The organism is Pseudoalteromonas simplex (assembly GCF_015278155.1).
Taxonomy (GTDB): domain Bacteria; phylum Pseudomonadota; class Gammaproteobacteria; order Enterobacterales; family Alteromonadaceae; genus Pseudoalteromonas; species Pseudoalteromonas simplex.
This window is the reverse complement of the sequence record NZ_JADILN010000011.1, coordinates 100,207-112,578: the sequence shown is the minus strand read 5'-3', so window position 1 is coordinate 112,578 and position 12,372 is coordinate 100,207. Positions and strand designations below refer to the sequence as shown.

Below are 12,372 nucleotides of genomic sequence, written 5' to 3'. Positions count from 1 at the left end.
AAAAGGGTTTATACAATGACAAACACAGCATTACTAATTATCGACTTACAGAGTGATTACTTTGAGGATGGCGCGTTTCCTTTATGGCAGGCTAAACAAGTAAAAGATCAGCTCGTCGATGTGATAAAACAAGCCACAGAGCGCGGGGTTTTACCTATTCATATTCAGCATGTTGCTGATCCTTCTCAGGGTTTAGCGCCATTTTTTAATGAAGGTACAGAAGGTGTTGATATTCATCCTGATATTTTAAATGCAGCACCAGAAGCCCCTGTGGTTGTAAAACACTATGCAGACAGCTTTCATCAAACTAATTTAGAAGATGTTTTAAAGCAGCATGGTATTAAAAAACTTTTGATCGCAGGTATGATGACGCAAAACTGTGTAACTCATACAGCTATCTCAGAGCAAGCTAAAGAGTACGATGTGGCAGTTTTAACAGATGTGTGTACCACAGTATCTGAAATGCTACATTTAATCGCACTAAATGCGCTTGCCCCACGAGTAAAACTGCTAGACGCAAAGCAAGCCTTGCTTAGTTTGCAAAGTAATTAATATTTGCAAAGGCCGAAATAACATCTTTGGCAAATGCAATACGGGGGTGTTTTAATGCCCCTTTGTTCCAAACTAAGTAAATTATGTTTTCTGGGCCTTCGGGCCCTAGTTGCACAAGCTCCCCGGCTTTTATCTGATCGCGACAAAGGTAATCGGGTAATACAGAATAACCAATACCTGAACGAATAATATTGCTAATAGCACGTATATCTGGGCAAATAGCAATGACGTTTGAGTGGCATTTTGCGTTGAATACAGCTTCAAAGTATTGTCTTATCAAAGGCAGTTCTTCATCATAAGCAACGACATTGTAGCTTGAGAGTAAATCTGCGGTAATGGCGCTGTCTTTGATTTCTCGGCCATGTAAACGGTTCATCACCAAAATGAGCTTTTCTTTGTCGAGCACAAGGCTATCAAATAGTGCTGGATCAGGCGCTGATGCGGCAATAGCAATATCTGCAGTACCTGATTGCAAGGCATCAAAAATTCTCACTTTATTACCAATATGCAGAACAAGATTTACATTGCCAGATTGCAGTAAGTTGGCAATTTGTGGCCCCGATACACTACTAATATATTCGGCAGGTCCTGCAATATTAACAGTGCCATGTGCGGCATCAGAACGTGCCCGTATCGACATGATCTTTTGCTCTAATATATCAATATGACCAGAAACCTGCAGCGCTAAATCATGTGCTGCTGCAGTGGGGGTAACACCGCGGGCTTTGCGCTCAAATAAAGATTTACCAACTACAGTTTCCATTGCTTGAATATGAGAAGTCACTGAAGGCTGAGATAAGCCTAAATTAGCCGCAGCCTTCGTAATATTTTTACAACGATAAACTTCAACAAAGGTTTTTAATTGCGTGAGATAAGACATGTAACTGTACGAGCCATAAATATTCTGATTGCTCCTCTTAATTTATCCGAATTCTACTCGCCCCGCAAACCAACTATGATAGCTTCACTTTCTAAGAGGACGAATTATGAAAAAGATATTACAGCGACTAACGCTTGTTGCTGCATCAACTATGTCGATGTTTGCAGTGGCGGGTGAAGGCGAAGTGTTGGTTATTTTATCAAGTGAAACAACTATGGATTTAGCTGACGGCCAGAGCATTGAAACAGGCTACTACCTAAATGAGTTTGGTGTGCCTGCAAAAGCATTAGTTGATGCGGGTTATGAGCTTGTACTTGCAACACCTAAAGGTAATGCGCCTCAAGTAGATAAAAAATCAGTGAGCACCGATTACTTTGATGGTGATGAAGCTAAAATGCAGAGCATTCAGCGTTTTGTAGCATCACTTCCTGATATCAATGATACCGCGAGTTTGAGCGAAATTTTAGCGGGTGACTTAAGCCAATATGAGGCTGTGTTTATCCCTGGAGGCCATGCACCTTTAATTGATTTAGCAAACAACCCAGAAGTGGGTGAAATTTTGCGTCACTTTAATGAGCAAGGTAAACCAACAGCGGCAATTTGCCATGGCCCAATTACCTTGTTGTCGGCTCAAGTTCAGCCAAGTTCTTATTATCAAGCGATAAAAGATGGCGAAAAGGCAGTGGCCAACAACTGGATTTATGACGGCTATAAAATGACTATTTTTTCAGACCCTGAAGAGCGTGTTTTTGAAAGCAGTTTAGAAGGTAAAAAGCTTAAGTTCTATCCTGCTATGGCAATGGAAAAAGCCGGTGGAAATATGGCATTCGCTAGTGAGTGGCAGCCAAACGTGGTTGTTGACCGCGAACTCATTACGGGGCAAAACCCGTTTTCAGATAAATTATTAGCAGAAAAGCTTTTAGAAATGTTAGCTAAGTAAATTAGCTAATTAGCTAATTAGCAATTTAAACCTAATTTAAGGGGCATTTAAATGTTGAACTTTATTTATAAAAATCAAACCGAAATTTTGTTTGGTAAAGGTCAAATGAGTGAGATCACGTCACGTTTACCAGAAAACGCTAAAGTACTATTACTTTTTGGTGGTGGCTCAATAAAGAAAAACGGCGTTTACGACCAAGCAATGAGTGCGTTAGCCGATGTTGATGTTATAGAGTTTGGTGGTGTTGAACCTAACCCAACATACGAAACACTGATGCAAGCTGTGGCAAGTGCTAAAGAGCATAATGTTAACTTTATTTTAGCTGTTGGTGGTGGCAGTGTTATTGATGGCGCTAAGTTTGTTGCAGCAGCTTATAACTTTGCAGGTGAGCCGTGGGATATCCTTGTTAAAGGTGCTGAGTTTAGTAACCCGCTTCCTATTGGTGCAGTATTAACTTTACCTGCAACTGGCTCTGAGAGTAACGGCAACTCAGTGGTTACTAAAAAAGAGACGTCGCAGAAACGTGCTTTTTCATCACCGAGTGTGCAACCAGTTTTTGCAGTACTTGATCCTGAATATACTTTTTCGTTACCAGAGCGCCAAGTAAGTAATGGTGTTGTAGATGCATTTGTACACGTTATTGAGCAGTACTTAACTTACCCAGTAAATGCGCCATTACAAGACCGCTTTGCAGAAGGTATTTTACAAACTTTGATCAGCGAAGGACCTAAAGCGCTGAGCGAACCGCAAAACTATGATGTAAGAGCCAATGTTATGTGGTCGGCTACAATGGCACTGAATGGTTTGATTGGTCAGGGTGTACCGCAAGATTGGTCTACACATATGATTGGTCATGAATTAACAGCACTTTATAATCTTGATCACGCACAAACACTAGCGATTGTTTTACCTGCGCTAATGCATGTTCAAAAAGAGCAGAAGTCTATTAAAATTCAGCAGCTTGGTGAGCGAGTGTTTGGTTTTAATTATAGCGATGAAGCTGAACAAATCGATAAAACGATTAAAGCAGTGCAAGACTTCTTCGAAGCAATGGCTGTGAAAACACGCCTTGCTGATTATGACCTTGATGAACAAGCAATCGACGCGGTTGTTAATAACTTAGAAAAGAATGAGTTAACTACGCTAGGTGAACACGGTGATATTGATTTAGCGAAAGTTAAGCAAATATTAGCGCTTGCACTTTAGGGCTTAAATTTAAAGGCGTAACATAAGCTGTTACGCCTTTTTAAAAAATTGAAGACGTTTAATTCTATTGCATAAGCTAGTAAAATCTAGGCAATAAATTATCGATAAAAATCACACCATGAAACTTACCCATTTATTTTCAAGCGCTTATTTAGCTTTATCTTGCTTTGTCTATGCAGAACCTGCAAAGTTTTATGCTAATGAAGCATTGCAAAAACAAACGCCAACAGCATACGCGCTCAGTGAATCTAATATTCCTTGGTTAGAGCAAGCACATAAGCAAAGACAACTTGATGCAGAAAAACTGGTCAACGCCTTAAAGCAAAATAAAGCGCTTTATAAAAAGTTAATGAACTGGGAAGCGCTATCGTTTGAGCAGCGAATGGCTTTACTACCAGAGGTGTTTGCAATTGAAATTAAAAGCTTTGCTATTACAGCACCAACCTTGGTGATAAATAACACCTTGTATCCGCAAAGAGCAGTTAATTTTGTGTTTGATGTACGTTACCCAGGTGCAGGATTAGTTTATTTAAACCCAGATAAGCTCAAAGAGATGGAAGTTTATGCGCCATTAGCGTTTTTATTACACGAAACCCGCCATGCATACCAATTTCAGCTAGCCTTTAAAGAGCAAAACTTATTAGCAAAAGGTTACTTAAGTGCATTTAAAACGCAGAGTAACTTATCGGGCGCATCATTTAGTGATTTTTTAACACTACTTAATGAGTACGAGGCGTTTCAATTTGGTAATCAGGTACTTGAACTGCTCACTGATGGTAAGTTTGAATCAGCAATGATGGGCACATTTGCTAGCCAATTTAATGAACATAACCACTTAAAAATTGATTTGCTCGAACTGGCTAAAGAACCCCAAAAGGGCAGTTTATTTGAGCGGTTTAATGCCGCGATGAAAGAGCAATATAAGCTACGTTACCCTGAAAAATAAACTAACGTATGTGAGTGTTCACTATTTCATTGAGCGCCATGCAAAGGTCGAGGCGGCAACCACAATCGCAATAGAAATACCAAGGTAGAGGGTTTCTATTGTGCCGCCAAACTCAACGGCGTGTTCTAAAAACAGAATCACCAAAATCACAGATGTTACCTGCACTAAAGTAATTTTTAAGTCATGAAAATCTTCGATATGAAAGGCGGCCAAAAACTGGCTGCTTTTTGTTGTTGAGGGCGATATAAATAGCCGGTACAGACTGATGGTAATGACTTGAAGAGTAATACCGATGAGTAATAGGTCGAGAATTTTTAAAAGCTCGACAATTAACTCTTTCCCTCCTTTTGCTGAGTCAGGTAGCGCGGTGATGGTGACTTTAACAACATTGAAAACGATATTCACACAGGCAATGTAAACGAGTAACGATGAAATGGCCGTGGTGAGAATCGCGATAATAACTAAAAACCGGCTATTTTGAAAAATGCGCTCCATATTAACTCACACAAATTAATTTCTTTAATATACGTAGTTTAGCTCGTTTTTGATTAATTACTTAACATATTATATGCCAAGTTAAACCTAACTTATTAGTTCTTTGAGTATTTACTCGTAAGGTCGGGTTGTGTATAAGTTTAAGGAACAATGAAGGTTGTTCTTATTAAGCTTTATTTTAAAAGGGATGTTTATGGGTTCTATGGCTAAGCACTCACTGGAACTGGATTTAAATGATAAAAAATGGTTTCGATATGCAGCCTTTAAAGGAAAGTCATCACTAACCGAAGATTCATTAACAGAACTAGAGTCTTTGCCAGGCTTAGCGACGTTATCAGGATGGGCCGAAGTGATTTTTGCGCTTATGGTATGCGCAATTTCACTATCTAGTTTTTATTTAGTAGATGCTGTTAAACCATGGTTGGCTTTTTTAATTTGCCTTACAAGCTTTTTATTGGTGTTTATTACCAAACGCATCATGACTTACAAGAAGTATGGCTTTGGTTCTAAATGGGCAATGAGCATAAGCAAGGATGAGCTTAAAGTTGATAAGTTGACGTTTAAAAAGCACCAAAATCGTCCCATCACAATTGCTAAAAATGAAATCGCAGAGGTGTTATTTCACTATACGATGGATCTAAAACGAAAACGAAAGTTTGGCGAACCCCGAATTAGATTACCTACTTTGCATGTGTGTGAAATTCACTTAAAAAATGGTGATACCCATGAAATTGACGGGATGCGGGTAGGGCTTTTTAACGTATTATATTTAATGGTTTTTCATGGCTATCCATTAAGCTTTAAAGGCACTTTTGCTGGTGGTGCAGGGAATGTCTTAATTTTGTTACTAAGGATGTTTGCTCTATCAGCAATTGCAAGTGCGCTTAGTATGCTTTTCGTTAATTTAAAGCCATGAGCAGTTGTTGTGTATTCTTGAATGAAATAGCGCCTATTAAAATCAATAGACGCAACAGGTACGCTCGAATTAAGCAATAAAGTCAAGGGTTACAAGTAGTCGTTTTTCGCCAGCAGCGAGTGCTGGTGAGCGGTGCACAAGGCCTTTGCCTTCGTTATCTTGCCAAGTTTCGCCTTTTAATAAGGCTACATCACCCACATTTAGAGAGTGAATTTTAGCATTTGCTGTCATTAATCCTGATTCTTCATCGCTTAATCCTTGATGACCAGCGCCAAGTTTGGTGCGATCAAGTCCTGCATTTTGCAACCACTGCGAACCACTACCATAATATGTGCTGACTAACCGGCAAGGGACTTTATCAACATGAAAACGTGGGCACATGGCACGTTCAAGAACTCTTAGGCGTAATCCGGTTCGCTTTAACTCAAATAAATAACAAAACATATCAACAAGCTGAGCGAGGTCGGCTTTAAGCTCTTTTGCTTGAGGTAGTTTTTCAAGGGCTTTATCAATGTCAGCCACAATGCTGTTTTGATTGATCACAGCGTTAATGCTGAGTTCTGGGTTGGCTGTAATACTCTCAGCTACTTCTGATTGCAGCTGTTCAGCTAAGTTACGCTGCCAAATTGCAATGTTATGCTCAGGTTTATAAATTTGTGAAAACACCACAGGGCTTAACGCTGTTGCGGCCGCTGTTGGTAGGTTATCAGTGTCATGTTCTAATGCGTAGGCTGTCATTATGCTTCCTCCCAGACAGGAAATGGATCGGGCAGGGTTTGCCAAAGCGCTTTGCCTGCTAATAGTTCATCGTCGCTAAGTAAGCAGTTATCGAGAGCTTGAATGATCGCTGCTTGATTGAGGTTTTGACCAATGAAAACCAGCTCTTGGCGCATATCACCAAAGGGCTCTTGCCATACTTGGTTAATTGAATCTAAGTAGTCGCTATCTGTTGGCCACTGATCTTTCGGTAAGGCTTTCCAAAATACCCCGCCAAAACCATAGCGGGCTATGCCGCCAGCTTGATTCCATTGGCAAGCAAATTGTGGTCGAGAGGCTAACCAAAAGTAGCCTTTGGAACGAAGTAATTTGCCTTCGCGCTGATTGTTATGAATAAAGTTATAAAATTTTTCAGGGTGAAAAGGGCGGCGGGCCCCGTAAGTAAAGCTGCTAATACCGTATTCTTCGGTTTCTGGGGTATGTTCGCCGCGCAGTTCTTTTAGCCAGCCAGGTGCTTGCTGAGCTTTTTCAAAGTTAAACAGGCCCGTGCCCAAAATTGTATTGATATCAACTTGGCCATTTTCAATGGCAATCAGTTCTGCAGAGGTATTTAATGAGTTTAAAATGGCTTTTAAACTCTCAAGTTCATCGGCACTAATTAGGTCTGTTTTACTAATTAAAATGACATCAGCAAACTCAACTTGATCAATAAGTAAGTCGGCTACGCTTCGCTCATCTTCATCACCTAAGTGTTCGTTGGTTTCTTGTAAGAATTTGGCTTCGTTAAAGTCGTTTAAAAAATTAACGGCATCAACGACCGTGACCATGGTATCAAGCCTTGCAACATCAGACAGTGACACGCCATCTTCATCGGCAAAGGTAAATGTTTCGGCAACAGGAAGGGGCTCTGAAATACCGGTTGACTCAATAACCAAATAATCAAATTGGCCTGTTTGCGCTAAAGCGCGTACTTCAATGAGTAAGTCTTCACGCAATGTACAGCAGATACAGCCATTGCTCATTTCTACTAGTTTTTCTTCGCCGCGGCTAAGCGAAACATCGTTTTTAACTGTTGCTGCATCGATGTTTATTTCGCTCATATCATTGACGATTACAGCCACTTTTTTGTCTTCACGGTTATTTAAAATATGGCTGAGCACAGTGGTTTTACCTGCACCTAAAAAGCCAGAGAGCACGGTGACGGGGAGTTTGCTCATGGTAGTGACCCTTAATAAGATTAAACAAAATACGTTAAATGTTTTGTTATAATATATCAATTTAGTGTCGTTTAGGAATAGTAATCGTTGTTCGAGTAAGACTATTTGGCAGTGTACGAATAGGTACAGCTAGCTTAGTCTTTAGCTAATTAACTGCTTATTAAGGATTTATATGCGTTTAACCAAACTGTTGCCGCTTTTTATGGCGTGTTTGCCTTATACGTTATCGGCAAAAGAGCTGTTAGCACCAAAGCTCCCTGAGGCTATACAAGAAATCTACCCTACAGTCATGAATCAACAGATTTGGGTTGCAGGGGGTATCTCTACCGAGCTGCCAGGATCTGCAGGTAAGATGACCGCAAAAGTTCATTTTTGGTCGCCTGAGTATGCAAGTTGGCAATCAGCCCCGAGTTTGCCTGAAGGGCGTCATCACACGTATTTAATCGCAGTAGAAAACAGACTATTTGCTTTTGGAGGTTTTGTTAATAGCCAAGGCCAATGGAACAATAGCCGTGATGTGCTAATGCTAGATAAAGGTGCTAAAGCATGGCAAAAGGTGGCGAGTTTGCCTTTTGCATTAAGCGAAACGGTGGGCGCCGTGCTTAATGGTAAAGTGCATTTAGCTGGCGGTCGCAGCCCAAGCAGTGAGAAAAATGGACAATGGCAACATAGTTTAGATGTGAGTGAGCATTTAGTCTTTGATCCTAATAGCTTCACATTTACAGAAGCGGCTCCTTTACCTTCAGCTAGAAACAGTGCGGCGAGTGCTCAAGTTAACGGTCGTTGGTTTGTGCTAGGTGGCAGAACCGTTGGCGGTGAGCCTATCTCAGACATGCTCGAATACTTACCCGATACAAACACATGGCAAGCACATGCAGCACTCCCTAAAGCACGAGCAGGGCATGCGGCAGCGGTTATTGATAATGCTATCACTGTGTTTGGCGGTGAACATAGCAAAGGAGTTGATCGTGAGGTTTTTAGCTATGATTTGTCTAAGCAGCAATGGCGCAAATCTTTCGAGTGGCAAACGCCACGCCACGGTTTAGGGGCTGTTACGTTAAACGGTCAAATTTGGCTAGTGGGTGGCGCCACAAAGGTAGGACTTTCTGAAACGAGCCGTGAAGTCAATAATGCAAATGTGCTGTTTGAAGGTATGAAAGGTTTATGATTACTGTCTGATAAAAATAATGTTATATTTGTATTCTTACCAAAAAGTAATAAAATAATACAAATTAAAATTTAACGATCAGGTTTCAAGATGACATTACAAACAAATAGTCCGTTAGTAGAGCAGCGTGCCGATCCATTTGTGCATAAGCACAGCGATGGTTTTTATTATTTTACCGGTTCTGTACCAACTTATGATCGCATTGAACTTCGTAGGGCTGCGACATTAGAGGGCCTAAAAGACGCTGAAACCTTTGATATTTGGTTCAAACATGACAGCGGCCCGATGAGTCGTCATATCTGGGCACCTGAAATTCATTACCTCGATGGCAAATGGTATATCTATTTTGCAGCGAGTGAAGAAAGTGATATTTGGGCATTACGCCCGTATGTGCTTGAGTGTAAAGGCCAAGATCCGTTAAATGATGAATGGGTTGAGCTTGGCATGATGCAAGCGGCTGAGGGCGATGAAAAGTCGTTCACTGATTTTTCTTTAGATGCCACTATTTTTGAAAATAACGGTAAGCGCTACTTCTGCTGGGCAGAGAAAACGGGTGGTCAATTTGCGGCATCCAACTTGTATTTAGCACAGATGGAATCTCCTATTAAGCTAAAAACAGCACAGTTTATGCTGACGACACCTGATTACGATTGGGAGCGTGTCGACTTTTGGGTAAACGAAGGCCCGGCAGTACTTAAAAATAACGGTAAAATCTTCATTGCTTTCTCTGCAAGCGCAACAGGTGCATGTTACTGTATGGGCTATATGGAAGCGGATGAAAACAGCGATTTACTTGATCGTAATTCGTGGACCAAAACACGTATGCCAGTACTTGAAACAAGTGTTGATAAGAAAATTTTTGGTCCAGGTCATAACTGTTTTACAGTAGCTGAAGATGGTGAAACACCACTGTGTATTTACCATGCCCGAGACTATGAGCACGCAGTTGGTGAACCAAGTGTGGTGCCAAAAACAGACACTCGTCCACTTGAGGAAATAGTAAAAGATCCACTTTACGATCCAAACCGCCACGCTCGTGTGATGGAAGTAAAATACGACGAAAATGGTCGTCCGCTATTTGAATTGTATTAATTTACAGTGATTCAAAATTCGCTTACAAAGCCACCTACTCAGGTGGCTTTATTGTATGAGGTTTAGTTAGCTAACAATAGCTGGGTACCAGTTTGCCATAGTCACCCCAAATAAGCCGATTAAGAACACGATTGATATTAGCGTCATCAAACAGGCGGTGCCGATAGTGATAAAGGTAATATTCGTTCGAGCTGCATAGCGGACAAGTTCGGCTATTAAAAGGGGGACTAAGTAAGAGCAAAGGCTAACGGCAAGCACGGCAGGCCCCGTGAATGTAGCGGTATCGACGCCTAAAGTGCCAAATACTAAAAACCATGCAAATATTAATAATCTAAAAAACAACACACCGTTAGCGGCAAGATATAAGCGTATGGCCCATACTTGATGGGCGTTGAAGTTACGAGCCCTTGCGGTTTTAACCGCAAATAGACTTGATACGATAACCACTATGCCGCCAAACATTGTCAGCGCATGCATCAAGGTATTACCAACCGTTCCTCTTACTATCATTAAATACATGCCAGCAAATGAAATACAGCAAGCTAAAAAAACAAATACACGGCCATTATAGCGATGAAATGTTCGGTATTTTGTTCTCAGTTTTTCAATCAGCTGTAAGCTTCCGCCAAGGATCATCACGACAGCAAATAATACATGCACTGCATACATCAAATTCCCCGTTGCATCATTGGCAACATAAGCGGTGTTATTAAGTCGGTTCCAACCTGATAGACCTGTTGTTAACCCTGTCATTCCATAACCAAGAATGAGGTAAATCACAAAGCAAGTTTGCGCCATTATCAGGCTACTAAACCAAAGCTTTTTACTGTATTCGAGCGCCTTTAAAGGCGTGAGTTTGCTATTTTTGTTAAACATCATCAAATCCATTATATTTTTCTAATACCGCAAATATAAAGGGCTAGAGAAGAAACTCTTCTCAAATTCGAAATTTGATCAATAAAATATTGTGATTATTTATGAGAACTCACACAGGGTTTGACACATTCACTAACAAACTCTTTTTGCTATGTTGATTTTGAAAAAGTACACTTATCTGATTGGTAAAAAATTCATCAATCCCCCAATTTAAGGCATGAAGAGTTATGCAAAATACATCCCCTTATTACTTACTCGTTTTCGTTTGTATGGGGCTCATGCTGCTAAATGGCATGAAAAAAGATAAGCAACTTATTCATTATCTGTTTGCTGTATTTTGTGGCTCGCTTTGCATGGTTGGGGTGCAAAAAATTAGTGCGCCCAGTATTGGTGTTTACAGTTATTTAATTGGCTTATTTACCTGCGCAACTTGTAATATGGCTTGGCTTATCTCACGGACTTTATTTCGAGAGCAAAAGCCTATTTCTAAGGTGCATATTGCAGTGGCAACTGCTATTGCGGGGTTAATTATGTTTAACCAGACGTGGCATTATTTGGTGAGTATTGATGTAGAGCTTTTCCCTGATAGCCAATTTATGTGGCGTTTAAAGCAAGGTATGGCCGAAATAACGGTACTGCTCTCTTCAAGTATTCTGGTGTTGTCTTTTTGGGAAGCATTACGGAGTTATAAAGGTAAAACACAAACGCAAAAGTTGCAGGCAAAGATTTTTGCTAGTTGCTACTTCTTAGCTGTATTTAATGCCAGCATTTTGCCTAAATTTTTATTCAGTGAGAGCGAGTTTCGACAATTTGAGCCGCTTATAATTACCTCATCTGCATTGTTGATTGTATTTGCCATGCAGCTAGTAATGTTCTTGCAAAAACGTGCCCACAACAGCGTGCCTGAAGCTGTTGATAGCAAAGTGGTGAACTCTGAAAAGGTAGTGAAAGCTACCAATCAGGCTGAACAATCTGAAAATAATGAGGTAGAGGCTGAGCTTATTACTGGCATAGAAGCACTCATCAATAAGCAGGTTTATTTGCAAACTAATTTGAAAATTTCTGATTTTGCCCAAGCATTAGTAGTACCTGAGTATAAGATCAGCCGGGCAATTCGTTACCACTTTAAAGCTACAAATTTTAATTTATTTATTAATCAGTACCGAATACAGCATGCGCAAGGGTTGTTACTAAAAGACGAAGCAAGTCATTGGAGTATACTTAGTATTGCAATGGAAAGTGGTTTTTCTTCGCTTGCAACCTTCAACCGTGTTTTTAAAAGCATCGTTGGGGTTAACCCTAACGAGTTTCGTAAGCAGAACAACTCAATAGGTGAACAAAAAATCATAGAGCTTACTGACTAGAAA

At 40.4% G+C, this 12,372-nt stretch carries 13 protein-coding genes; 8 read left to right on the top strand and 5 right to left on the bottom strand.

Features of this window, described 5'->3' with window-relative positions; translation table 11 throughout:
* Positions 1-15 precede the first annotated feature (15 nt).
* A complete protein-coding gene (locus IRQ78_RS17330; RefSeq protein WP_166339219.1) occupies positions 16-552 on the top strand; it encodes a cysteine hydrolase family protein in 537 nt (178 codons plus the stop codon).
* Here the strand turns inward: IRQ78_RS17330 and IRQ78_RS17325 are convergent.
* Positions 533-1,432 carry a LysR family transcriptional regulator gene (locus IRQ78_RS17325; RefSeq protein ID WP_054551917.1) on the bottom strand — a complete coding sequence of 300 codons (900 nt, stop codon included), beginning with the start codon at positions 1,430-1,432 and terminating at the stop codon, positions 533-535. The genes IRQ78_RS17330 and IRQ78_RS17325 overlap by 20 nt on opposite strands.
* Positions 1,433-1,538: 106 nt before the next feature.
* On the opposite strand from IRQ78_RS17325, the gene IRQ78_RS17320 reads away from it, so the two are divergent.
* The 3 genes from IRQ78_RS17320 (at position 1,539) to IRQ78_RS17310 (ending at position 4,524) form a co-directional block, all read left to right on the top strand.
* On the top strand, positions 1,539-2,372 hold the full coding sequence (locus tag IRQ78_RS17320) for a type 1 glutamine amidotransferase domain-containing protein (RefSeq protein WP_194442776.1): 834 nt from the start codon (positions 1,539-1,541) through the stop codon (positions 2,370-2,372).
* 51 nt (positions 2,373-2,423) lie between these two features.
* The gene (locus IRQ78_RS17315; RefSeq protein ID WP_054551915.1) at positions 2,424-3,578 is read left to right on the top strand and encodes an iron-containing alcohol dehydrogenase; all 1,155 of its coding nucleotides are present in this window, start codon (positions 2,424-2,426) and stop codon (positions 3,576-3,578) included.
* A 118-nt stretch (positions 3,579-3,696) separates the two neighbouring features.
* Positions 3,697-4,524, top strand: a complete 828-nt coding sequence (locus IRQ78_RS17310; protein WP_194442775.1) for a hypothetical protein — start codon at positions 3,697-3,699, stop codon at positions 4,522-4,524.
* Positions 4,525-4,545: 21 nt separating this feature from the next.
* On the opposite strand, the gene IRQ78_RS17305 is transcribed toward IRQ78_RS17310, so the two are convergent.
* Complete coding sequence (locus IRQ78_RS17305; RefSeq protein WP_054551913.1) at positions 4,546-5,019, bottom strand: YqhA family protein; 474 nt, start codon at positions 5,017-5,019, stop codon at positions 4,546-4,548.
* 157 nt (positions 5,020-5,176) lie between these two features.
* Here IRQ78_RS17305 and IRQ78_RS17300 point away from each other — a divergent pair, with 157 nt between their 5' ends.
* Entirely contained in the window at positions 5,177-5,935 is a 759-nt protein-coding gene (locus IRQ78_RS17300) for a hypothetical protein (RefSeq protein WP_194442774.1), read from the top strand.
* A 69-nt stretch (positions 5,936-6,004) separates the two neighbouring features.
* Here the strand turns inward: IRQ78_RS17300 and IRQ78_RS17295 are convergent, their stop codons facing one another.
* Both IRQ78_RS17295 and zigA read right to left on the bottom strand, forming a co-directional pair.
* Positions 6,005-6,673, bottom strand: a complete 669-nt coding sequence (locus IRQ78_RS17295; RefSeq protein WP_194442773.1) for a DUF1826 domain-containing protein — start codon at positions 6,671-6,673, stop codon at positions 6,005-6,007.
* Positions 6,673-7,869, bottom strand: coding sequence for a zinc metallochaperone GTPase ZigA (zigA, locus tag IRQ78_RS17290; RefSeq protein WP_166339207.1), 1,197 nt, complete (start codon positions 7,867-7,869; stop codon positions 6,673-6,675). Before zigA ends, IRQ78_RS17295 begins: the two co-directional genes overlap by 1 nt.
* Before the next feature lie 172 nt (positions 7,870-8,041).
* Here zigA and IRQ78_RS17285 point away from each other — a divergent pair, with 172 nt between their 5' ends.
* Both IRQ78_RS17285 and IRQ78_RS17280 read left to right on the top strand, forming a co-directional pair.
* A complete protein-coding gene (locus IRQ78_RS17285; protein ID WP_194442772.1) occupies positions 8,042-9,037 on the top strand; it encodes a Kelch repeat-containing protein in 996 nt (331 codons plus the stop codon).
* A gap of 90 nt (positions 9,038-9,127) precedes the next feature.
* The gene (locus IRQ78_RS17280) at positions 9,128-10,129 is read left to right on the top strand and encodes a family 43 glycosylhydrolase (protein WP_138619656.1); all 1,002 of its coding nucleotides are present in this window, start codon (positions 9,128-9,130) and stop codon (positions 10,127-10,129) included.
* A gap of 66 nt (positions 10,130-10,195) precedes the next feature.
* Here the strand turns inward: IRQ78_RS17280 and IRQ78_RS17275 are convergent, their stop codons facing one another.
* Positions 10,196-11,008: a DUF2306 domain-containing protein gene (locus IRQ78_RS17275; RefSeq protein ID WP_228482671.1), complete on the bottom strand. Its 813-nt coding sequence runs from the start codon at positions 11,006-11,008 to the stop codon at positions 10,196-10,198.
* 224 nt (positions 11,009-11,232) lie between these two features.
* Here IRQ78_RS17275 and IRQ78_RS17270 point away from each other — a divergent pair, with 224 nt between their 5' ends.
* On the top strand, positions 11,233-12,369 hold the full coding sequence (locus IRQ78_RS17270) for a helix-turn-helix domain-containing protein (RefSeq protein WP_228482670.1): 1,137 nt from the start codon (positions 11,233-11,235) through the stop codon (positions 12,367-12,369).
* The last annotated feature ends 3 nt before the right edge of the window (positions 12,370-12,372 follow it).